Source organism: Pseudoalteromonas shioyasakiensis (assembly GCF_019134595.1).
In the GTDB taxonomy this organism is placed as follows: Bacteria; Pseudomonadota; Gammaproteobacteria; order Enterobacterales; family Alteromonadaceae; genus Pseudoalteromonas; species Pseudoalteromonas shioyasakiensis_A.
Genome location: NZ_CP077770.1, coordinates 2191188 through 2215635, shown reverse-complemented (window position 1 = coordinate 2215635; position 24448 = coordinate 2191188). Strand labels below are relative to the sequence as shown.

Below are 24448 nucleotides of genomic sequence, written 5' to 3'. Positions count from 1 at the left end.
GACTTTACCATTAAATTGCTGTTATTTCTCTTTCATAAACATGGGGAGATTTATGAAAAGTATTGATGTAATGGTTGTTCTAGGTATTGTTCTTTGCTTATTAGCTGGAGTTATTATAGGGCAAAGCTTTTCATTTGAAGTAAAGTTAAGCGACTTGATAGCGCTAACAGCAACTTTGATAACCTTTGCTTTCGCTTATTTTGGGCTTAAGTTTAATAACGCCCAATATATAAATTCAATTACGCCAATCATAAGAAAATACGAGTTAAATAACCCCGAAAGTTATTGCTACATTCTCAATGTTCATAATTATAGTGCGGGAGCTGCAATAGATTTTGATGTAAAAATTTCTCTAGGTGGAATTGAGTATAGTTTGGGTGCTTTTATGCATGAGTTGGGTGTACGCCATGGAGCAATGAGCCAAGCGTATGGCTTTCCTGCTGTTCTTGCTGCTAATGGAGAGCATGAAATTTTAAAACTGACAGCTAAAGACTCAGTTCAATTTTGGGGCCTACAGGAAACATTAAGGCAATCGGAATTGATTCTGCGATTTTCAACAATACAGCACTTGGAGCTAAATGAGAGGATTAAATTGGGCTTTAAATGAATACAGCTCAATGCCTATATTAAACCCGCATCTCGCGGGTTTTTTTTACCTAAAATTTGAGAGCAAACTATGAAAGCAGGAAAACTTATAGCGCTGGGGTTTTCCGGCATTCTGGCGGCTGCAGGTGTCACAGTCGCTACTTTCGAGGGCCAAGAGTTAACCGGCTATGTTGACCCTGTTGGCATTGCAACAACTTGCTATGGTCATACTGAAACAGCTGTTGTTGGTAAAGAGTACACAGAAGATGAGTGTTTGAACCTATTAGCTGATGATTTGGCAGCGCATAATGAACAGCTAATGAGTGCTATCAATATAAAACTGAGCCAAGGCGAGCACATTGCGTATTTATCATTTCACTACAACGTTGGCTCAGGCAACTTTCAAAGCAGTACATTACTTAAAAAGTTAAACAATAACGATCGCATTGGCGCTTGCAATGAGCTGTCACGCTGGATTTTTGCTAAAGGCCAAAAGTTACCTGGCTTAATCACGCGAAGAGAACAAGAGCGTTCAATATGTCTTGGTGGAGTAGCAAATGTTCAAAGCACTATTCAGCAGCATTGAAAGAATCGCTATCGTCGCATTACTAGCGGCACTGGCTTACGCAACATATCAACTTGTGACTATTGAAAACGATCTTACAGAAGCTAATAAAACGATTAAAAGTAAAAGCTTAGAGATTGATAACCTAACAATACAAACTGAGTTCTTAGCGCAAAGTGTTGAACTAACCGAAAAGCAGAATCAAAAGTTAATACGTGAGCGAGAGTCATTATCTCGCATTAACCAAGCCTACCAAGATGAAGTAAGCCAGCTAACTAACAGCTTAAATAATTCACAATCTGAAATAGACAAGTTACGAGAGTCAAGCGATGAAGCTACTAAACAATGGGCTAATGATAGCGTTCCTTGTGATGCTATCCGCTTGCTCAAGTACGCAAGAACCAGCGAGTGTGACAAGGACGGTGGTACAAACGAAATACGTGTACGTAACACCGCCGGAAGAATATCTATCCAACTGTAGCATCGACATTAAACAAATAGCAGGAAACGCGAGTTTGTTAGCGTATGCGCAGTATTTAGAGTTTGTCATAGATAAATGCAATGAAGACATTAAACGAACCAAACAATGGGCCAGCGAATTTAACAATGGATAAATCAACAGCAGCAGCCAGTTACACCGCAAGTATCGGTACTGGTGTCGGTGGCTTATTGTCACTTAATAACATTGCCCTTGCGCTTGGTATTTTGTTCACAGTAATAACGTTTTTAATGAACTGGCGTTATCAGAGCAAAAAGCATGAGCTTGAACTTCAGAAACGCCGTGAAGATGCTGAGTACCATAAGGCACGTATGAGAGAACTGGTGCGTGATGATGAACAAGCATTAGCTGAGTGCAAGGCAGGCTACGGTGAACAGTAGTGTCAAAATGGGACGATTTAAAGACACTATTCTTAAAGGAGCATGAAGAAAGTGGTATAGGTCCGCGTGATTTCTGTGAAAGTCACGGCCTTAATTACGCAACAGCAAGACGTTATATAAAGCTGCCTCAAACCAACCTGAAGAAACAACCAAAGGCTAGAGAGCGTAAAACTAAGGAAGGTAAGCAAAAGCCCGGTGTAAAGCCTGGTACTCGAAATCGACACCTTGTAACGCATGGTGGCTATACAAAGTACTTTGAGAATGAAGTTAATCAACTTGTAGAAGCCACAACCCTTGAAGATGAACTCTCTCTTTGTAGAGCTCGTATTCACATGGTTATGAAGGCCATGGAAGGAATTAATAAAAAGCTGGAAGATCCTGAAACTGATGTTGATACAGCAGCGCGGTTTTATGAGTCGTTATTTAAAGCAGAGTCAGCGCTCGATAGAAACATTACACGCGTTGAGTCAATTATAAAAACACTATCGAATCTTGAAACAGATTCACTAGCACGTGGCAAGCTGATTGCTGAAACATCAAGAATATCACAACAAACTAAAGCACTTGTTCATGCAACTAAGCGCGGCAAACATCAAGCGGAAATTGCTGAACACGAAGCTACGAAAGCCAGAAAAGAAGCGGGTGGTACTAGCAAACTTGATAACTTCATTGATAGTCGCACTGACGGATTAGATCAGGTGGTAAGTGAATAATGCAGCCAAAGCTTGCTAAATATCCTAAAAGTACTTGGTTATCTGAAGAAGAACGCTTCACTTTGGATGATGTGGACCTGTTAGAGCGGTGTGAGCCATATTTAGACTGTTGGTGGTGGCGACTAAACAATCTCTACATTATTGCTAACGAAAAGGGCCAAGAGGTTTTATTTCGTTGCCGGCTTGCACAAACCATGTTGTTTATGACTATGTGGTTTTTAAACATCATTTTAAAAGCGCGTCAGTTGGGCTTTAGTACTGCTATTCAAGTTTTCATTCTTGATCACGCTATGTTTAACGATAACAGACAGTGTGGTGTTATTGCCCAAGGTAAAGATGAGGCAAGCGCGATATTCTCATCCAAGATACTTTATCCATACGAGCGGTTACCAAGCTGGCTTAAGACAGGTAAGCGCTCGATTAAAAGTAAAACAGGCACTGGTATTTGGTTTAATAATGATAGCTGGGTACGTGTTGCTGTTTCGTTCCGCTCTGGAACACTTCAAGTCTTGCACGTTTCCGAGTACGGTAAGATATGCGCGCAATATCCATTACGCGCAGAAGAAGTTAAAAGCGGCTCATTCAATGCTGTTCATGACGGCTCATTAATATTCGTTGAGTCTACAGCTGAAGGCGCAGCCGGTAACTTTTTCGATATGTCTGTAGAAGCTATGGAGTTGCTAGAGTCAGGCATTTCGTTAACTAGGCAAAATTTTAAGTTTCATTTCTTTCCTTGGTTTGAAGATCCTAAGTATGTTGCACCAGTCCCAACAGGCGGATTAAAGCTAACTAAAGAGCAAGTTAAATACTTTAAGTCAGTTGAAGCGGCTAATGGAATAACGCTCAGTGAAGAGCAAATATGTTGGTACATCGGCAAAGAACGCAACATGAAAGACAAGATGAAACAGGAGTTTCCATCTACGCCAATGGAAGCGTTTTTAACATCAGGTCGAAAAGTCTTTGCGAGTGACGATTTGATGCGTGTTGAAGGTCGTTGCAAAAAGCCTCTCATTGTTTATGAAATTGAGCCCTATACAGGCAAGCTCAAAAAGATGAATGGCAAAGTGGACCTATCATCTAAAGCTTCTGACAAGCTTGCACAATCAACACTTGGTTACTTGCTCGTTTGGGAACTGCCAGACGATGACGAAGAATATGCGGTCGGAAGCGATGTTGCAGAAGGACTTGAACATGGCGACCGCAGCTCATTAGATGTATGCGCAAAATCAGACGGCAGACAAGTGGCCCACTGGTTTGGTCATATAGATCCTAAGCGATTTGCTCACATCAACAAACATATTGGCCTGATGTATAACAAAGCGTTTATTGGCATAGAGAGAAACAATCACGGCCATGCAACACTTCAAGAGTTAGTTGAGATTTACCCGACTAGCCGGATTTACACAGAAGAGCACATTGATCGTGAAGATACCGATGAAGAAACAAAAAAAGTAGGGTGGCACACCAGTGCACAATCTAAACCAATACTCACAAGTGGTTTGGATGAACTGCTTACACATGACAAGGACGGCATTGTTTGGCGCGGAACAGCCAACGAATTAAACACCTTTGTTTACGATAAAAAAGGGCGAATGGGCGCGCAGCCCGGCGGCTTTGATGACCAAGTAATGAGCTACATGATAGCCAAAGAAATGTTGGTCAGAATGCCGAAGAAACTCATTAAAGATAATACTCCCGCACCGCACAACCCTAACTCTTGGATGGCACGATAATAAATGGCTGATTTTGCAAAGAACAAAGATGGTTTGTCGTTAGATAAGCTATTGTCGATCCTTGGTGACATTGACTCACAACCTGATTGGCGAACACCCGCAACAAAAGCTTGTGCGTATTATGATGGCGACCAATTAAGTGCAAAAGTTAAAGCTGTTTTAGCAGAGCGTGGGCAACCTGACATTGTTCACAACATGATTGGCCCAACAATTGATGGCGTATTAGGCTTAGAAGCTCGTTCACGTTCTGACTTGATGGTTTCAGCTGATGACGAGCAAGGTGAAGAGCTAGCGAAGGCGCTTAATGAAAAGTTCAAAGACTATTGGCGCTTAGCTAATGGCGACCGAGCGTGTTCTGATGCCTACGCAAGTCAATTAAAAGCCGGTATTGGCTGGGTGGAAGTTACTAAAAATCCAATCCCTTTTTCAGCGCCATACCGAATTAAGTTTATTCATCGTCGTGAGGTTTGGTGGGATTTTCATGCTGTTGAAGCTGATAGAAGTGATGCACGCTGGATTGCCCGCCGCAAATGGCTTGATTTAGATGAAGCAATAGCGACTTTTCCAGAGCATAAGGAAATCTTGGAGCAATCCGTTAATCACTGGGAAGACTTCTTGAGAACGTTGGATGAAGAGCACACCGAAGATCATGCACTGCAATCTGCATGGAGTGATGCGCAAAGCTGGAACAGAGCAACAAGCGAGTGGTTAGACACAACACGTAAACGCGTATTACTGCAAGTTATCTATTACAAAGTGTGGAAGCGTGCTCACATTATTCGACTGTCAGATGGCCGTGTTATCGAGTTTGATAAAAACAATACGGCACATGTTGCAGCTGTTAATAGCGGTAAGGTTCAGCTTGAATATGCTGCATTCCCTAATGTGCGAGAAGCATGGTTTATTGGTCCACATCGTATTATTGATCGACCAAGCGAAGCGCCAGGTGGCATGTTTAACCTTGTTCCATTCATTGGCTATCAAAAAGACGCAAGCGGTGAGCCTTACGGTTTAGTCAGTCGAATGATGCCTGCGCAAGATGGCATTAATGCGCGAGTAATACGACTTAACTACTTACTACAAGCAAGGCGTGTTATTGCAGATGAAGATGCAACTCAGTTATCAGATCAACGGGTAAAGGAAGAGGTTGAAAAGCCAGATGGTTACATCAAGCTTAATCCAGAGCGAAAGAACAAAGGCAAGGCCAGTGATGCAATAAGCATTCAAAACGATGTAGGCATTGCAGCGCAACAGTTTAACTTGATGCAGCATGATATGAAGCTGATACAAGATTGTGCCGGTGTATATAACTCGATGTTAGGCCAAGACAGTAACGCAACAAGTGGTGTAGCTATTGCCAACTTGGTAGAGCAAGGCACAACAACACTTGCTGAAATAAACGATAATTTCCATTACTCACGAAACAAAGTAGGTGAGCTGCTTCTTGCTTATATTATCGAAGATCTCAAGCCTCAAAATAACATTGAGGTAACTGTTAACCGTGAAGATAAAGCAAAGCGCCGTTCTATTGTTATTAATGAGCCAAATCCTGAAGGAAAGCGCAATAACGATGTAGCACGCTGGCGTGGACACATGGCACTGGCACCTGTAAAAGCCACGCCAACATACAGACAGCAACAAGCAACACTACTCAGTAACACGATGAGTCAAATACCGCCAGAAGCTCAAGCAGCAACATTACCAATGCTTGTAGAGCTAATGGATCTGCCAAACAAAGAAGAATTTCTATCAACCTTACGCCAAACCTTGAACATTCCAAAAGCTAAAGAGGATATGACAGAGGAAGAATTAGCACAGGCACAAGCTCAGTCTGAAAAGCAACAAGCAATGGAGCAACTGCAGCAACAAGAAATTCAGCAGAAGGTGCAAAAAATCGTACTAGAAAACAAACAGCTTGAAGCACGTATCAATGAAATTCAGAAGAAAGCTGAAACTGAAGGTGTGAAAGACGAGAAGATCCAAGCCGAAACGCAAAATATCATTGCTGAGGTACAGAAGAAACACGCAGAAGTAGCAGCGCTTAAGTCATCAATACAAACAAATTTACAACAGCAACTAGACGCAATACAGGTGTAACAATGAGCGAGCAAACCGAAGATTTAATTAATGTTTTAGTGTGCGGTAATGATGGCGCAACAGTTCATATTCGTGAAGTAATGGCCGAGTTTCAATGCTTCAAAGTGGTACAGGCAGCTGAAATTAAATCAGTAGCTAAGTTAGAGGAACAACCAGAACTCTCTTTAATCATCGGTATACCAGGTACTGATGTTCAACTGCCATATTTAGCAAGCACGGAACTGACTGCTAGATACAAGCCAGTAGCAGGTGATTATCTAGTACTTTATGAAAATGATTATGTCTCAATTAGTCCTAAAGAAGCTTTCGAAGATGGATATAACAAAATTGAGTTTGCTGATTTTGAAGGCGCGGACGAGCTGGGCATTCCAAAAGAGTATATGGGGCAGGTGACAGCAATCGCTAAAATGTGCCATGAAGTAAACAGAGCCTATTGCAAAGCGCTTCGCGAAGAGCAGCCAAGTTGGGAAATGGCACCACAATGGCAGATTGATTCAGCAATCAAAGGTGTTGCCTTTCATATCCTTAACCCTGATGCACCGGCTAGTGCTTCACATGATAGCTGGATGGCTGAAAAAGCAATTCAAGGTTGGAAATATGGCAAGGTTAAAGATGCTGATAAAAAAGAGCACCCTTGTATGGTCCCGTTCCATCATCTACCGGTAGAACAACAAGCGAAAGACTTTATTTTTAGCACCATAGTTAAACAAGCTATTCAGGGCTAAATATGAACTTATTAAAACACTTATTTTTAAAGTTCATAATGCCGGCTTTCAAGCCAGTGGAAAGCCATCAAGCAAAACAACTCAAGCCAGAATCATTGAATCAAAGCATTAAGCAACGCAAACCAGTTTATGTAATTAGCTGGGGAAGTGTTGATGTGAGGTTACGGAAACCTTACAGGTAATAAATCCAATTAAGTATGTACTACGCAGAAATTAAGCCGCTTTAGGGAAACCCAAGGCGGCTTTTTTGTGCGATGCACAACAACTCGCAAAGGCAGCGTACAGCCTACAACTTTAATTTTCGCAGCTATGTGTCAAATAGTGATGGAGTCATTAGTGGATAATCTCGACGATATTTTAGAAAACGGCACACCAGAAGAAATCGAAGCGGCACTGGCCGATGTTGATCTTGATGGTGACACGCTTTTTGGTGATGAAGATGGCAGCGAAGTAAGCGAGCCTGTAGTAGACACTAAAGAAGAGCCTACAGCGGAAGCTGAAGCCGAACAGGACCAAGGCAAAGAACAAGCTGAAACAGACGTAAAACCGGAATCGTCAACCGAAGCAAGTGATCAAAAAGGTGATGTGCCTGAAGGTTTTGTGGAAATCGACGGTAAATACTACGTTGAAGCAACAGACATTACGAGTAAGAACGGCCAGCACAGCTTGCCTTACGATGTACTAGTCAAAGCGAGACAACGTGCGGCAGACGCAGAAGCGGTAAGCCAACGTATAGCCGATGAAAAAGCAGAGCTGGAAAGCAAGTACGAAGAAACTAAGCAGTTAGCTGAATTGCACAGCAGTCAGTTAAAAGAGGCGGGTATCGACGCACGTAAATTACCTAAGCAAATGCTTGAAGATCCTGAATTGTTGGCACGTGTCAAAGAAGAATATCCAGACTTAGGGGAAATGGTCGGCGCTTTAGCTGAACAACTCCGAGAGCACAACGCTAATAAGCAAGCATCCCAAGAAAATCAAGAGCAAGAGGCTGTCAGTGACAACCCAATACAAACTGCTTTTGAAAGTTCAAAGCATCTGAAGTCGTGGCGTGATAATGATTCAGACAAATGGGAAATGGCCCAAGTTATTGATGAAAAGCTCGCAAGTGACCCGTCTTTTAAAAACAAATCAGTAGCAGAGCGCTTTGCAGAAGTTGAAAAGCGTGTTCAGTCAGCGTTTGGAGAGCAACACAAGCCTAAGCCAAGCGAAGTCCCATCTGCTGCAATCCCCAATTCACCGACCGACTTAGGATCACAAGCAAGCGACCTTAGTGCAAATGCAAGTTTGCTCGATAAGGACGCGGCAACGATGACTGATGAAATGTCAAACATGACAGAGGCTCAGATCGAAGCATTGTTATCTGAAGCGTCGGACGTTTTATTCTAGGAATTAAATAATGAGTACGATCACTAGAGCACAGGCTGCAAAAGCATTTGGCGCAGCCCTGTTTACACACACTCGCCGTCAAAACACGTTTGTAAACATGTTGACCGGCGGTGCTCCGCAATCTGCGAAAAAAGACACGAACCATGGTAAGAATCAAACCGAGAAAGGTGCGCCAATTGTCATGATCCGTGACTTGGAATCACAAGCCGGTGATACGGTTGAAATGGATTTATTCCACAATCTAAATGGTTTACCAACAATGGGTGATAAAAAACTGGAAGGCCGTGGCGAAAGCTTGAGCAAAACAGTGTTTGAATTACGCATTGACCAAGGCCGTAAGATGGTTGATTCGGGCGGTAAGATGAGCCAAAAGCGTACTAAGCATAACCTGCTTAGTACTGCTAAAACGCTTCTAGGTAATTATTACAACGACCTAAAAGATGAAGTGGCAATGTATCACCTGGCGGGTGCACGCGGTTCATTTAACCCAAGTGACATTATCGTTCCACTTGAAGACCATGAAGAGTTTAACGAAATCATGGTTAATGAAGTGCAAGCGCCTACTTATGACCGTCATATCTTTGGTGGTGACGCAACGTCATTTGAAACTTTGGACCCAGCTGACATTTTAACGTTAGACAAATTAGATGACTTAGCGTTGATCCTTGAAGAGCAGCAAAACCCAATGAAGCATATTTCGTTTGAAAAAGACGAAATGGCTAACGAGTCACCGTTCTTCATCCTGTTTGTTACTCCGCGTCAATGGCGTGACTTATGGAATAGTGCGTCAGAGAAGAAAATGCAAGAGCTTATGTCTCGTGCAATGGCGCGTGGTCGTGGCTTTAATCATCCAGTATTCAAAGGTGATGTGATCATGTGGCGTAACATTCTTGTTCGCCAATATCGTAAGCCTGTGCGTTTCTATGCAGGTGATACTGTTACTGTTTCAAACAACGACAAGTTAGCAACGACTAAACAAGTAACAGCTGGTGCAGATATCGACCGCGCAATCTTGCTGGGTGGTCAAGCATTAGGTAATGCGTATGGTAAAGCTGAGTCAGGTACTCACTTCCATATGAGCACGAAGAAGGTCGACCATGACAACGGCAATGAAACAGCCATTGTTTGGATGAACGGCTGTAAGAAAGTGCGATTTGCAGACCGTGAAGGCCGTGTAAATGACTACGGCACGATGGTTCTTGATACTGCTGTAACACTTCAGTAAATCTCAAAGGCGGTTCATACCGCCTTTTACTTCTAACTTTTAAATAGTGAAAAAGATTATGAAAGAAACATTCTATCGCGGCGCACAGGGTAACTTGTCATTACACGTGCTAACGCTATCGCTAACTGCATTAGCTTCGGGCTCAACGGTCATTGCTGCTGAACAACTGCCTATTGGTACACAGGTAACCGGTATTCGCGTCATTAATAGCGCGCTTGGTTCTGACACAGAGCTAACGACAAAACTCGTTGATTCAAAAGGTACAGAAACTGAGTTGTCCGTTATTGATACTGTATCAGCTGGTACTGATGTGACACCTGTAAAACCTATTTACATCGGTGATACCGGGCCGAGTGATTTGGTGATTGAAAACTCAGGTACGGGTGCTGCTACTGGTGAAGTAACACTTCAACTAGAGTATCGATTCAAAGGCTACTAAAAGCTATTTGACGTTGTAATTAAAACCCTGCAAATGCAGGGTTTTTTATTTTGAATTACTGATTTATGGAGTCATTAGAATGGCTACGAATATTGTTTATATTGGTTCAAAACCAGTAAAGAAAGATACTGTGTGTGGTACACGCCTCATTTTCAAACGTCATGAACCTATTCCGGTAGATGATGCATTAGCGCCACGCTTTTTGGATTTTCCTACTGTGTGGGTAAAGGAAAGTCAGCTAGAAGGCGTTCTTGAGCGACAAAAAATGCTGGACAAACTGGCTGAAGAAGAGCGACTTGCTGCAGAAGAAGCCGCTAAGAAAGCTGAAGCTGATGCCAACATGGTTGTGATTGTTGAAGGTGAAGAAGTTGATCTTGCTAAGTACAGCTCAAAACAGCTAGATACCTTTGTTGTCGCGCATGAATTAGAAATCGAAGGCCCTAAAAAGCCAGTAGATGACTACCGCAAAAAAGTGCGTGATGCATTTCGTGCCTTAACGAGTGAATAAGGCGAGGAATAATCATGACTCAGCTGTCTACCTTGATCCCGCTCGTTCGAGAGCGTTGCGGTGGCGTTCTTGAGAAATTTGCACTTGATCACCTTAAGCGTGCATATCAAAAGTTTTGCGCTGAGTCCTTGTACTTGGCTCGCTCACAACAATTCAATCAAGGTGAGGCAGCACGGTTAACTATTGATGATGACCACGCTTTTGGGGGCGTTAGTTTTGTATTAGATGCTAACGGCCATGAGCTAGAGCGAGGTCTTGATTACAACGTATCAGTAAGTGGCGAAGTGTTTATCACAAAGAATACCTCAGCCTTTAAAGTGTTTTATTACATTACACCGTTGTTCTCACTCCCTGATGACTTTGACGCAAATGACACGCTTATCAGCAAGTATGCTGATTACCTTGCCGATGGTGCCGCATCAACACTCATGAAAATGCCTAACACCCAATGGACTGAAATTAATTTTTCAGAGCACTACCGCCGGAATTTTATAGACGGTTATCGTCTTGCCTACCGCGAAGCAATCAATGCGCTGGACGAAAAGCGACCAACTAAACCAAGAGAGTTTTACTAATGGCTATTGTCACATCTAAAGAAATTACTACGCGAGTAAACAAGTTATTAAACGATCCAGGCTTTGTTCGTTGGCCTGAACCAGAGCTATTAAATTATTTGAATGATGCTCAACGTGCAATCGTGTTGCGTCGACCAGACTCTTACAGCATTGATATCGATGATTTTGCGTGTGTCGAAGGTACGAAGCAAGCGTTGCCAGCAGATGCGTTAAGGCTGATTGATATCACACGTAACGCCACCGGCAAGGCTATTCGCGGACCATATAACCGCCAAGTGCTCGATGATAATCATGAGTCTTGGTATGCCGGTACAGATGCAACTGAAGTGCAGCTTTATATCTATGACGAGAGAGTGCCAAAAACCTTTTACGTTTATCCAGGTGTAACAGCAGGTGTTGAATTAACGCTCGCTTATTCGAAAGCGCCAGCATCTATTGGTATGGCCGAACATGATACAAACGCTGTTATTGCCTTAGACGATATATACGTCAACGCCATTATTGAATGGATTTTATACCGCTCTTATATGAAAGACGCGGAATATGCAGCAGATCCTAATAAAAGCACAATGCACCTCCAAGCCTTTGAGAATCAGCTAGGTCAGAAAAACCAAGCTGACAGTGCAATGATGGGTCAACAGAAGGGGCAGTAACATGACAGCAAGTGCAGGCGCGTGGTATCGCGTAGGTGCCGTAAATGTGGTGAGTGACCAGCAAGCTGTCACTGGTGTAGGCAGTAATTGGCAAAACGATGTTACAGCAATAGCCGTAGGGGATATTTTCACCTTAGATGCTAAAACATGGTATGAAGTGATTGCTGTTAATAGTGATACCAGCATTACATTGGATAGAGGGTTTGAAGGAAGTACTCAAAATGCTGCTAACTATGCAATTGTTCGAAACACTTCAGGCACTATTCTTACCCGCGTTGCAGGTCAAATTGCTGTACAGTTTAACCAAAAACAACTGTTTCTAGATGAATTAAGAAAGTGGCTTAACTCTGATAATGCATCGGAAGAGCTGACTGATAGTCACGGTGTAAAAAAATCACTCAAAACACCTGCTCAAATGGTTCGAGATCATGATAATAAACTAGCAGAAATTGATGCTATTCATCCTTATCCTTGGGCAATGCGGAAGGTTGAATTTGAAGCTATGCGAGCAGCAAATAAAGAAAAGTATGCAGCCAATGGTTTTGTGCATCTCGGCAAGCATTATACTAGTTCTAGCTATTCCACTATTGTCCAGAGAGGTTTGTGGACACCTAACGCACTGTCCGAAGGTCTCAGGTTAGGTGCCTCTGGGCTCCAACCTCTTGGTGGAGATAGTAAAGAAGATAATCCTTATATACATATAGCTGGAGTTATTACTCAGATAAATAGTATTGGTAATTCAAGCCCAAGTTTAAGGCATAATTATATAAAACTACCACCTGCTGAAGATGGTACACGTACATATGATAGCGCAACTGGGGTATCAGTTACTCATGCAACCCCCACTCTTGCATTTGCAGCAGAAACAGCAACAAATAAGGTAGTAACTGACCGAGTTGATATGTGGGGTTTTGAAGCCTTTTTGCGAGAAATCAATGATAATGACCCCTTTGTGTATAAGGATGGTTTGCCTCAATCATTAGCTTCAAGTATCAATGGTGTGGCAACGGTTGATGATAATGTAAGGCCTATTACTTATTTTGCTTGGTATAAGGGTGATACAACAAGCAGAGGTAAAGGTGTAAATTGGCAAACTGCAACTGAAGCTCAGCGTATTGCTATTGCAAGTGATCGAGGCAACGCCAACCGTATTTATTTTGATGATTCAACAGGTAAGTTTTATCAATGGTGTGTACTTGGTCGTAGCTTTGCTGGGGCTGGTAATGGTGATTGGAGTTTTATTGAGAATAAAGAAAATATCTTAGGTTTTTCCACATACGACAGGGTATATGCTAAAGGTATTAGTGATAGTGATGAGTCATTTGTAGGTAGTGCGGATGCTAACCATTATAGAGGGTTCTATGCAACAGCTAATGATTCACCTTTTTTAGGGGTATTTACTACACATAGTCAGTATAAAAATTCAAAAGGTGTAAACGGGCAATGCTATTTTTTAACTTGCGGCACTATTAATAGACTAAATACAGGAGCATACCACCCAAGTATAAATCCTCTTGGTGCTGCAAAGTGGCGAGACTCCAGGTCGGGTAACAACATCATAAATGGCAGTGCAACTTGGGATGATATCATCGATCCTGCATGTGTCCCTACAGAAAAGTCCCAGGCATTTGATCTTCAACCTACGGGTGGAGTCCCCACCCCATGTGCTTCCAATACTTCAGGGTTTATAGATGGTCCAGCCGGAAGTGGCAGATCCGATGACCGTTACTATGATGCAATCTATGCAAGCGGCCAAGGTGGTGTGTGTCGAGATATGCGTTATTCATCATGGGGGGTGGAAGCTGAAGATTTTGAAGAAATTGATATAAAAATTAAACTTGGTACCTACCGTGGTAGAAATAAATTAGGTGTAACAAAAGTAGGAACAATAACTACTCCAAATGGGGCTATCAACTCTAGTGGAGTAACCAAATTGATCGCATCAGGACAAAGATTTAGTAATGAATTTTCGGATTGGTCAGATTTTGGTATATCAGCGACAGGAAGACCTGTAGATCTTGGAATACGTGGCTGTTACATAGTAGGAGCAAGTGGAGCAGTTTATCCTTTGCAAGCTTTCTCAATAAGAACAGATGCTGATTCAACTTGCTATGTTGTAGGTTCTATTGCCAATGACTTCCCAGCAGGCTCTTATAATATAGTTATTTATAGAGATGATTTAAGGTCATTACCTTCAGTTTCGGATGAATACTTACATACAGAGGTTGTTGGTCACCCCTCACAAATACTTCTTTGTAATGACTTAAATAAGGGGTGGTTAGGCACTTGGAATCCTGTGATTCCAGATGGCACAACTCAAACATATAAACTTACTAGGCCAAGTATAAACCCCACATCAACACAAAGACAGATTGTAACAGAAGATCAAGGTTCTAACTGGCTCAGTGGAGATGCAACATACAATTATGTGATCTCAGCCGTTACAGGGGCATATAGTTCAACAAGGGTTTCTGTTTGGCAGTATGTAACAAAAGCCAATGTAACTATTGATGCTTATAATCATGAGATTTATGGAGGTGAAAATGGCTTAGGTTATGTATATGCGAGTAGTGACGGATTTTCCCCTGATGGAAGAAGGGGAAGGCTTTTGAAATACTCTTTGGTGGGGAGTGTATCAGGCACAATAAGTTATAACAAAGGTGCTATTCAAAATCTTAAGTTAAGTAGTTTTGGTTTCGTCGACAGCTCTTTGTTGACACCTACAGAGAGAGTTGGTTACGGGAATTTTCACTCTGCCTTAGTTCTTGATGGGAGTGAGGTGGTAGATGGTTTTAAAGCCCTAAATTATAACGTAGTAAAAGATCAGCAAGCGTTTATCCACTACGCTTATGCCCAACTTACCTATGATGAAACTGCAGGTGACTGGGGTGATGATGAACAAATTCATATCGCTGATAATCAAACCACTATGCTAGACGAGAACGGCCATACGAATTTAGTTGGCACAGCCTGCAGTGTAGAACCTATAGGATGGCTTAAAAATGTCAAATAATCTTACCCCTATTTTAGAATTTATTGAGCTCGACGCTGAGCAAAACCCTGTTGTTAACGAACAAGGCCTACCAACGTTACTACAGCGTCCGATTGCCAAAAACATTCCAGAACTCATATCTAAAGGCAAAATAGATAACTTAGATATGTTTGCTGAGTTACATGCACAAATTCTGCAATGGGATTGGGCTGAACTTTATCTTAATTATTTAATTGATCTTATTGAGATTGAAGAGCATAACGCGAACTTACCAGAACCCTATGAAAATGATGAAGGTGAGGTGATTAACGTTCAGCCATTACCGCTACCAGAAGCACCCGAAAGGCCGCCATTAATGACGCCTACAGAAGTGTTAGAGCCATATCAGAAGCACATAAATAAGCTAATAGGCATTGAGTTCAAAGGTGTCCAAGTGTCATTAAACGAGTCGAATCAAAATGGTTTATCGGCTCTAAAAAGTGCCTTAGAGCTTGCTAAAGAGTTTGAATCGGAAAATGAATTCTTCCCTGTAAATTTTAATGCGGAAACGCGACAGGGCGTTAAGGTTTTAACATTGGTCGATGAAGCTGAGTTTAAAAACTTTGGCTTGCAATTTGTTATGGCTAGAAAGGCTTTCTTTGAATAGGTGAAATATGGATTTCTTAAAAACAGTAAGAACGTTATTAGGCTACATTTTATGTGGCCTTTTTTTTATCGTGCCGTTTATATTGCTAACGGCATTTACAGTGATTGGTTGCCGTTGGGCTTTTAATGGCTTATATGGGATTGATATCACTATCTGCAATATTTGCCATGGCACTAATTTAGAGTCTATTTCGGCACGAAGTTACCGGCTAAGGAACGATAAACGGTATTACTTACAGATGCGAATAATTGATGTACTGGCAAAACCTTTTGATGGTGATAATCATTGCCAACGTGCTCACAAATGGGAAAGCAAAGTTATCAAGCTCAACCAATAATTCACCAAAGCCTACCTAATTTCAATATTCAAAAGCGAATACTATGCCTGCAATCACTGTAAAAACTTTCGCCGGTGAACGGCCTAAACTCGACCCGCGTTTACTCCCTAACGAATCAGCCTCAAAAGCATTTGGTTGTCATTTTGATAATGGCAACTTATCAGCGCTTAAAGTCCCTTTGAGTACAGGTGTGACATTACCTAGTAATACAAAGAGTATTTACAAACACTTAAATCAACATTGGTTTTCGTGGAGCAAAGTTGTGAATGCTGTACCAAGTCCGATTGCAGATGATCAATGGCAACGAGTTTATTTTACAGGTGATGGCTACCCTAAAGTGACAAATAACGCTATTTTCATTGGTGCCACAATGCCTGCAGCGTCCTACCGGTTAGGTGTTCAACCACCAGAAACACAAATATCTTGTAGTGTATCTGAAGGCGTAGACGAGAATGAAGAAGGGGCTGAGATTGACCCGAATGATGATGAAACTCGTTATTACACGCATACATTTGTAACAGGCCAAGGTGAAGAAGGTCCACCGGGTGAAGCATCATTAAAAGTCGAAATTAAATATCCCGACAACCCTGACACCTCTGTCTCACTAATCTTAAGCCCACCAAACGTAAACCTTTCTAATATCACTCGTCGAAGGATTTATAGAACAGCAACAGCAGGCGGATCAGCCGATTACTTACTCGTTGCCGAATTGCCTATTTCTCAAACAAATTTCATTGATAATGTGCAAGGTGATGAGCTGGGCGAATCGCTAAACACATACGATTATGAAATGCCGAATGAGAACATGATCGGTTTAACGTCAATGGCAAATGGTATTCTTGCAGGATTTTTTGATAGTACAGTTTGTTTTTGTGAAGCCTACTTACCCTATGCTTGGCCCAGTGATTACCAACAAACAACCGAGCATGACATTGTAACGATGGCCGCACTTGGCAATACGCTTGCTGTTTTAACTGAAGGTTATCCGTATTTATTCAGCGGTGTAACGCCTAGTGCAATGTCTGGTCAAAAGCTCGAGTTCAAGCAAGCATGCGTGAGCGCGCGCTCTGCAGTTATCGTCAATGGCTCATTTATTTATGCAAGCCCGGACGGACTTGTTGCGTTAACGTCGAGTGGTTTAACGATGCTCACAGAGCAAATTATTACACGTGAACAGTGGCAAGAGTACGAACCCCATACAATTGAAGCTTATTATTATGAGGGGCGTTATCTAGCATACTACGGTGCGGCGTTAGATAAAGGGTTTATTTTTGACCCTAAAACAGGTGATTTTAGGCACTTCGAACACGCAGCCGATTGCGGGTTTAATAATCTAGTCGATGACACATTGTATCTATGCAAGAACGGTGAGTTAGTAAAATGGGGATCTGGTTCGACTAAGATGGATTATCGTTGGCGCTCTAAGGACTTTGAAGCAAGCGATATTAATTTTTCATGTGCCATGGTGAAAGGTGTTGATGTGAACTTGTCTGGTATTAAAGTCTTTGCAGATGAAGTTGAGGTATTACATCTTACACCGGGTGAAATACCTGAAATGGCATTTAGGTTACCTACAACACGCGGAGATTCATGGGCGTTTGAGGTCTATGGCAAAGGGACTGTTCATAGCGTATCAATCGCGACAACAATGCGAGAGGTGACTGCTTAATGGCTAAACGTCTGCGCAAAAGTGATTTCCCGGGTATAGGGCGACAAGGTGGAAAGCAAACTGAAACAGCATTAACTGAAAACGTAGAGCTATTAACCGGCCAAAGAGGAAGTGGTGAAAACCGTGCTCTTTTATACAAGGACCTAGTAAATTTAGATGCGCTAAAACGAGAAGCGTTGATCAGAAACTCAAATAGCTCAAATGATGACTCACCACTGCCCCCAACAGGGCCACTTGTTGAAAACCCTCATAAACCAATAAACGTCATTGGACGAGGTGGCTTTACATTCATCGCTATTGAATGGGATGCACCAACTTATAAAGGGCACGCGTATGCTGAAGTATTAAGAGCTGATACAGATGATTTCTCACAAGCAGTACGCATAGCCACAGAAGTTACAAACGTCTTTTCTGACTCGGTGGATATGGGGAGCAAGTATTACTATTGGATCCGGTTCGTAAATGTCGTTGATGTGATAGGGCCAACACAGGGCTCAAGGGGTATTGAGGTCGAAACAAAAGAATCAGCCTCCACTATTCTTGATGAAATAGGCGGTTTGATTGAGCTTTCGCACTTAGGTGAATTTCTAAATAGTGCGATAACAGAGATACCGAATATTGATAGCCGTGTCGATAACATCATCAACAATAGCATACCTAATCTAGATGACCGTGTAGAACAAATTACATCGATTCAATTGCCGGATTTAAATCAGCGAGTTGATGATGCAATTAACAACAGCATTCCAGATTTAGATGCGCGTATATCGAATATTACAGAAAATGTTATTCCGAATCTTGATACGCGTGTTAATGGACTACTGGCAATTGACTTTGACCAGTTTCGAACGGACATTGATGCTGCGCGAGTTGATATCGACAATCAATTCACGAACATAACAAGTATCTCAAATTCTATTTCTGAGATTGTTGATGGTGATATTGCAGCTCTAAATAACACACTAGATTTGCTTACAGGCACAGTATCTGACATTGAAGGTATTTCTATTTCTGCAAAAGAACGTGCCGAAGCGATTGAGATCACAAATGATGCGTTAGCACGTCAGCTAATTGATGCCGCACTCGTTAATGATGAGAACTGGCAGAACAACACAGTTAAGATCATCGAGTTTGAATCATCATTAGAGAACATGACAGCCCGTATCGAATCTGAATTTCTAACAGTGACTGAGGCGAACCAGGCTATTGCTGCTGCAGCCGAGTCTATACGGGTTGAAATTGAAGAAAGTGGATTGTCTTTATCTGGTGAAATTGAAAACACATACTACACGAAAGCCACAACAGATGAAGCAATTGCGCTTGCTACTCAACAAATTAAATCAGAGATAGAGGACGCACAAGGGACAAGTATTGGTGCGACTATTTTCAATGATTACTACACCAAAGTTTCGACTGATCAAGCTATCGCAACAGCAGGGCAGACTTTAAAATCTCAAATTGAAGATCCTGAAGGCAATAGTATTGGTGCCAATATTGCGAACAATTACTATACATCGACAGAAGTTGATAGTGCTATTAGTCAAGTCACCACCCAGCTTACTACTAATATAGATTTTGAAGCATCAAGTATCAGGGCAGAGCTTGCAGAGGATTATTATACTTCAGCGGATGTTGACCAAGCTATTTCACAGGCAACCACAACACTCGATGCTGCAATTAATCAGGGTGATCATGCTATAACGAGTTTGTTGAACACACAGTATTCAACAAAGGCTGAAACAGAGCAAGCAAGAGCAAATGCATTACAAATTTTAAAGTCTGAAATAGAAGATACTGAAGGTACTAGTCTAGGGGCTACGCTATTTAGTGATTACCTAACGCAAGTTGATACAGAAACGGCGATTGCGGCTTCAAAGACAGAATTAACGAGTGAATTAAATGATGTCAAAAGTAATCTTGCTAATAACTTCTACACTATTGCTGGTGTGGATGAAGCAATATCGCTGGCTTCCAATGCATTGGACTCTTCGTTAAAAGCGAAGATAGAAGCCGATGATCAAATCATAATTCAAAACTTAAACAGCAATCTTTCAACAAACTACTACACAAAAACTCGCGTAAATGAAGTTGTTACAGCTGCGACCAACAATCTTGAAGCAAGCTTAAACCAAGTCATTGAAGATGAAACGAGCCAGATCACGTCAAATATTTACTCGACGCTTTCAAATAACTACTACACCATTTCCAATGTTAATGAGGCTATTTCAAATGCTAGTGATCAATTAGCAGCATCATTCTCAACACAACTAGAAGAAGGCGACACAAGCACTTTAAACACCGTAAACACATTACTAGCTAATGACTACTTTACTCAGGCTGAAACCAACAGCGCTATTTCGACTGCATCACAAACGCTTTCATCGCAGCTCGAGAACTTGATTTCAGCTGGTGATATACAGTTAGAGCAAAACATTGATGCAACGCTGCAAAATAATTATTTAACAACGACAGAAATTAATTCAGCAATTGCGCAGCAAAATACTGTTTTAAAAACACAAATTGAAGATCCAGAAGGTAATAGTGTTGGCGCAACCTTGTTTAACAATTTCTACACTAAAAGTGACATTGATAGCGCCAATTCGCAAAGGCAATCACAGCTTAATGCACGTTTTGAATTTTGGGAGACATTAAGTGATGATGCAGCCTTGGCAGCCATTGAGAATGCGCTCGCTAACGATTTGGCTCAGCAGATTCGACGGGAATCTGAATCAGATATAATCACTAAACAGAATACTGTAGCTGATAAGCAAGAGGCACTAGCGCAAGACTCTGAAACGCTCAATGCAGCGTTTAATGAAAACACATCACAAATAAATAGTTTGAGTGTAGTTGTTAGTAATGAGTCACAAAGTAGGGCGCGTCAATATACTGCATTATCAAGCGAAGTTGAAAACACAAAAGCTGATCTTGCTAATAATTACTATACAAGCGCTTCAGCGGATGAAGCGATAGCCCAATCAACCTTAAACTTAAAAACAGAAATTGAAGATCCTGATGGCAACAGTATTGGGGCCACCCTTGCTAACGCTTACTTTACGAAAGTTGATACTGAATCAGCAATTGCAACAGCTACAACCGCTTTAAAAACCGACATAGAAAACCCCGAGGGGACAAGTTTAGGTGCAACGTTAGCCAACGAGTATTTAACTTCAGTAGATACAAATAGTGCCATTGCTTCGGCTACAACGTCTTTGAAATCTGAAATTGAAGATCCTGAAGGCAATAGCATAGGCGCCTTATTGGTAAATAGTTACAGAACGGTTGCTGAAACTGACTTGGCAATTTCTAATGCCTCTTCACTGCTTAAGTCACAAATCGAAGATGCTGAGGGCAATAGCTTAGGTGCAACTTTATTTAATGACTACTTCACAAAAACAGATACATCGAGTGCAATAGCTCAAGCATCTAATCAATTAAAGGCCGAAATTGAAGATCCTGAAGGTAATAGTGTCGGGGCAGAGCTATTCAATAGCTACCTAACAACGACAGAGACAAATCTTGCCATTTCTCAAGCGACAACAGCATTAAAAGCGGAAATAGAAGATCCCGAAGGCAATAGTGTAATTGCAGTATTGAGCACTGATTATTACACGAAAACTGAAACTGATTCGGCAATCTCTGCAGTACAAACAACCCTAAATAGTGCAATTCAAAACAATGCGAGTACTTTAGTTAACGACTATTACACCGCTGCGAATACTGACACTGCGATAAGTAATGCTGTAACACAGTTAAAATCTAGCATCGAAGATCCTGAAGGGAGCAGCATAGGTGCGATGCTTGCAAGTAGTTACCGTACAGCAACAGAGTCAGACACCGCAATTTCTAACGCTATCTCTTTATTACAATCAGAGATAGAAGATCCTAACGGCAATAGCATTGGTGCAACACTACTTAATGAGTATTTGACAGCAACTGATACAACGAATGCAATCACTCAAGCATCAAACCAATTAAAATCTCAAATTGAAAATCCATATGGCAATAGCATTGCAGCAGATTTATATAATAACTACTTTACTAAAACGGACGTTAACTCAGCGATAAGTAGTGCAACCACAGCACTTAAGTCACAAATAGAAGATCCTAACGGTAACAGTATTGGTGCAATTTTAAATAGTAACTTCTATACAAAATCAGAAACGGATAGCGCTATAAGCTCAGTTGAAAACACTCTCAATAGTGCGATTAATGGAGTGAACAGCACGCTAATAAATGATTATTACACTGAGTCGGCAACAGACTCTGCAATCAGTTCAGCGGTAACACAATTAAAGTCTCAGATAGAAAACCCTAATGGTAATAGTTTGGGGGCAGACCTTTATCAGAACTACTTCACAAAGGCTCAAACTAACTCAGCAATTAGCACTGCTAATACTGTATTAAAATCTGAAATTGAAGATAAGGATGGCAATAGTCTTGGTGCAAGCTTAGAGACACTAAGCCAAACGGTTGCAAATAATCAAGATGAGTTTAGTGCTCTATGGGGCGTAAAAACGTATGTAAATGGTGTGTCTGGTGGGTTTGGTTTAGTGAATGACGGTCAGAATGTTATTTTCTCAGTTGAAGCTGACCGGTTTGCAATTGTGCAAGACTCCACCGGTGATGGTGTTCATGGGTTAAAACCTGTTTTTGCAGTTGTTGATGGACAAACAGTGATAAGTGAAGCTGTCATTGATGATGCTTACATACAAAGCTTAGTAACCGATAGCTTATTAGCTGACAGAGTATTGATAGGTTCAGAGTTGAAAACCCCATCGATTAACTACAACAAATCCAATGGCGCGCGTACAGGTAATTTCTCTATGTCGCCCGATGGTACCATGAAGGCAATAAGTTGCATTCTTGAGAGAGTCACTATTCGCGACCAGTCTGGTAACACAGTTTTTTCATCGGACACCAATGGCGGGGTTTTAATTGATGCTTCTAAAGTCGACGGACTCGGGGCATTAGCTACTCAGAACTCTGTTAGCTACACAGATTTGAGCAATAAACCGACACTTGGTCCTTTCGCAGGACTAAGTAAAATTCTAAGTTCAAATGTGTCCACATATATCGCCAATGGCGCGATTGGAAGCGCACAAATTAATCAAGCTTACATTGATACTCTGTTTGGTAATAATGCGAGTTTCTTTGGAACAGTTTACGCTGCAAACATAGAGGGTGACGTAACTGACTTAAGAGTGAAAACATCATCTAATGTAAATGCGACAATACACAGCCAAGAATACACCGTAATCAGTTTTACAATTTCAAGCTTGCCTTTTGCCCGTAGTGTCACTGTTAGTGGCATCAAACTAATAGGCAGTCATGGGTTCAGCGCTGCGCCCGAAGCAGAGGTATTGCTGTATGTGTCTGGTTTTAGTGGTGCACAAGACTCCTATACGCATGCTTTCAGTGGTGATGATGGAACGCGAACTGCGGTAACCAAAACATTAGCGGCAACAATACCAGCGAACTCTAGCAGAACAGTAACATTGAAAATCAAGAAAACATCAACTGAAGGAACGCAGACAGTTAACGCACCGGCGCAAAGTATTATCTGCCAAACCTTCAAAGATGGCTCAACGATTAGTTAATAGCAAAACCCCCCAATATAGGTTAGTATTTTTACATAATGGACAAATCGTATCTGCAGTGTGTGTCATGGGCCAACCACCGTGACAGGCTTAAAGAGCCAATAACGCGAATAGGTAACACGGCGAACGAACCCAACTTGTTCAATGAAATAGATAAAGCCTGCTCAAATGAGTGGGCTTTTTTGTTTGTAGCGCCCGATGGATTCGTTGTTTTGAGGCCGCGTTCACAAATGAAACATGAGTATATCCAAGTGTGTGTTGCTTCCTGTCATGGGGGCGATGCAATCAACCGGTATCTCTATCACATCATTCGCCTTGCCAAATGTGGCCGGGCATCCTTCATAGAGTTTTCAACAGCACGCAAAGGTTTTAATAAAGTTGCACCGGCTTATGGTTGGCGGCGATTTTGTGTGCGTGATGGTTTAGTTGTCTGGCGGCATTTTTTAGAGGTTTGTAAAGCATGAGTAAATCAGGCGGGGATATTAAAGAGACTGAGTACGAGAAAGAACTCGCAAAAGTCTATGCAGAAGAGTGGGCCTATTACCAAGATAGCATAGTCCCATTTGAAAACATGGTGATTGATGACGCTAAAGAAGCGAACGATGACACTGTTTATTCAGACATTGCTGAAAGTGCAAACCTTGGCAGTCAAAAAGCATTCACTAGTGCAAGGACAAACACTGCCACAAATTTAGCGGCGAGTGGAGTGAATCCAAATTCAGGCAAATTTAAAGGCACGTTAAGCGACTTAAGTGACAAGCAATCAGTTGTATCAAGTGACACTACAGCACGTTCACAGGTAGCAGGCCAAGAACGCTATATAGACAAAATGAGCAATGTAATGGCAATGGGCCAAGGTCAATCTCAAGAAGCAACGGCTACTCTAACGGACATTGCACAAAGCTCACAGCGTAAAGCCTTCAATGATGCAAACATCTCACAACAGCAAAGTGAAAACTTACTTGGCGCTACTGGTGCGATTGCAGGTGCAGGGGCTAGTTATTACAAGAATCAGCCCGCTGTAAATGCAAACAATGCCAACACAATCACCTATAACGCAACGAATAACAGTAGCTTGCTCGACGATAGCAATATCAACGCAACAAGAACAACTTAGGAGA

The 24448-nt window shown here is 41.7% G+C and carries 22 protein-coding genes; all 22 read left to right on the top strand.

What is annotated here, in order from left to right; translation table 11 throughout:
• The first annotated feature begins 52 nt into the window (after positions 1-52).
• Positions 53-607, top strand: coding sequence for a hypothetical protein (locus KQP93_RS10280; protein WP_217874292.1), 555 nt, complete (start codon positions 53-55; stop codon positions 605-607).
• 69 nt (positions 608-676) lie between these two features.
• Complete coding sequence (locus KQP93_RS10275; RefSeq protein WP_217874291.1) at positions 677-1171, top strand: lysozyme; 495 nt, start codon at positions 677-679, stop codon at positions 1169-1171.
• Complete coding sequence (locus KQP93_RS10270; protein ID WP_217874290.1) at positions 1143-1631, top strand: hypothetical protein; 489 nt, start codon at positions 1143-1145, stop codon at positions 1629-1631. The genes KQP93_RS10275 and KQP93_RS10270 overlap by 29 nt, the downstream gene beginning before the upstream one ends.
• Positions 1522-1764 (top strand): Rz1-like lysis system protein LysC, encoded by a 243-nt coding sequence (gene lysC, locus KQP93_RS21670; RefSeq protein WP_440590134.1) that lies wholly within the window; start codon positions 1522-1524, stop codon positions 1762-1764. Before KQP93_RS10270 ends, lysC begins: the two co-directional genes overlap by 110 nt.
• Positions 1712-2029, top strand: a complete 318-nt coding sequence (locus KQP93_RS10265) for an HP1 family phage holin (RefSeq protein WP_062564163.1) — start codon at positions 1712-1714, stop codon at positions 2027-2029. Before lysC ends, KQP93_RS10265 begins: the two co-directional genes overlap by 53 nt.
• The gene (locus KQP93_RS10260; protein WP_217874289.1) at positions 2029-2742 is read left to right on the top strand and encodes a hypothetical protein; all 714 of its coding nucleotides are present in this window, start codon (positions 2029-2031) and stop codon (positions 2740-2742) included. Before KQP93_RS10265 ends, KQP93_RS10260 begins: the two co-directional genes overlap by 1 nt.
• Positions 2742-4475 (top strand): terminase, encoded by a 1734-nt coding sequence (locus KQP93_RS10255; protein WP_217874288.1) that lies wholly within the window; start codon positions 2742-2744, stop codon positions 4473-4475. The genes KQP93_RS10260 and KQP93_RS10255 overlap by 1 nt, the downstream gene beginning before the upstream one ends.
• A gap of 3 nt (positions 4476-4478) precedes the next feature.
• Entirely contained in the window at positions 4479-6572 is a 2094-nt protein-coding gene (locus tag KQP93_RS10250) for a hypothetical protein (protein ID WP_217874287.1), read from the top strand.
• A gap of 2 nt (positions 6573-6574) precedes the next feature.
• The gene (locus tag KQP93_RS10245) at positions 6575-7297 is read left to right on the top strand and encodes a RyR domain-containing protein (RefSeq protein WP_217874286.1); all 723 of its coding nucleotides are present in this window, start codon (positions 6575-6577) and stop codon (positions 7295-7297) included.
• 336 nt (positions 7298-7633) lie between these two features.
• On the top strand, positions 7634-8683 hold the full coding sequence (locus tag KQP93_RS10240) for a hypothetical protein (protein WP_217874285.1): 1050 nt from the start codon (positions 7634-7636) through the stop codon (positions 8681-8683).
• Between the two features lie 10 nt (positions 8684-8693).
• A complete protein-coding gene (locus KQP93_RS10235) occupies positions 8694-9908 on the top strand; it encodes a N4-gp56 family major capsid protein (RefSeq protein ID WP_062564158.1) in 1215 nt (404 codons plus the stop codon).
• A gap of 58 nt (positions 9909-9966) precedes the next feature.
• Positions 9967-10347, top strand: a complete 381-nt coding sequence (locus KQP93_RS10230) for a hypothetical protein (protein WP_217874284.1) — start codon at positions 9967-9969, stop codon at positions 10345-10347.
• Between the two features lie 79 nt (positions 10348-10426).
• Positions 10427-10855, top strand: a complete 429-nt coding sequence (locus tag KQP93_RS10225; RefSeq protein WP_217874283.1) for a hypothetical protein — start codon at positions 10427-10429, stop codon at positions 10853-10855.
• 14 nt (positions 10856-10869) lie between these two features.
• Positions 10870-11430, top strand: a complete 561-nt coding sequence (locus tag KQP93_RS10220; protein ID WP_217874282.1) for a hypothetical protein — start codon at positions 10870-10872, stop codon at positions 11428-11430.
• Positions 11430-12083 carry a phage adaptor protein gene (locus KQP93_RS10215; RefSeq protein WP_217874281.1) on the top strand — a complete coding sequence of 218 codons (654 nt, stop codon included), beginning with the start codon at positions 11430-11432 and terminating at the stop codon, positions 12081-12083. The genes KQP93_RS10220 and KQP93_RS10215 overlap by 1 nt, the downstream gene beginning before the upstream one ends.
• Before the next feature lies 1 nt (position 12084).
• Entirely contained in the window at positions 12085-15096 is a 3012-nt protein-coding gene (locus tag KQP93_RS10210) for a hypothetical protein (protein ID WP_217874280.1), read from the top strand.
• Entirely contained in the window at positions 15086-15721 is a 636-nt protein-coding gene (locus KQP93_RS10205; protein ID WP_217874279.1) for a hypothetical protein, read from the top strand. The genes KQP93_RS10210 and KQP93_RS10205 overlap by 11 nt, the downstream gene beginning before the upstream one ends.
• Positions 15722-15728: 7 nt before the next feature.
• Complete coding sequence (locus KQP93_RS10200; protein WP_217874278.1) at positions 15729-16058, top strand: hypothetical protein; 330 nt, start codon at positions 15729-15731, stop codon at positions 16056-16058.
• Positions 16059-16101: 43 nt separating this feature from the next.
• Positions 16102-17727 carry a hypothetical protein gene (locus KQP93_RS10195; RefSeq protein ID WP_217874277.1) on the top strand — a complete coding sequence of 542 codons (1626 nt, stop codon included), beginning with the start codon at positions 16102-16104 and terminating at the stop codon, positions 17725-17727.
• Positions 17727-23327, top strand: coding sequence for a phage tail tip fiber protein (locus KQP93_RS10190; protein WP_217874276.1), 5601 nt, complete (start codon positions 17727-17729; stop codon positions 23325-23327). Before KQP93_RS10195 ends, KQP93_RS10190 begins: the two co-directional genes overlap by 1 nt.
• A gap of 137 nt (positions 23328-23464) precedes the next feature.
• The gene (locus KQP93_RS10185; protein WP_156426434.1) at positions 23465-23791 is read left to right on the top strand and encodes a hypothetical protein; all 327 of its coding nucleotides are present in this window, start codon (positions 23465-23467) and stop codon (positions 23789-23791) included.
• On the top strand, positions 23788-24444 hold the full coding sequence (locus tag KQP93_RS10180) for a hypothetical protein (RefSeq protein ID WP_217874275.1): 657 nt from the start codon (positions 23788-23790) through the stop codon (positions 24442-24444). Before KQP93_RS10185 ends, KQP93_RS10180 begins: the two co-directional genes overlap by 4 nt.
• Positions 24445-24448: the final 4 nt, after the last annotated feature.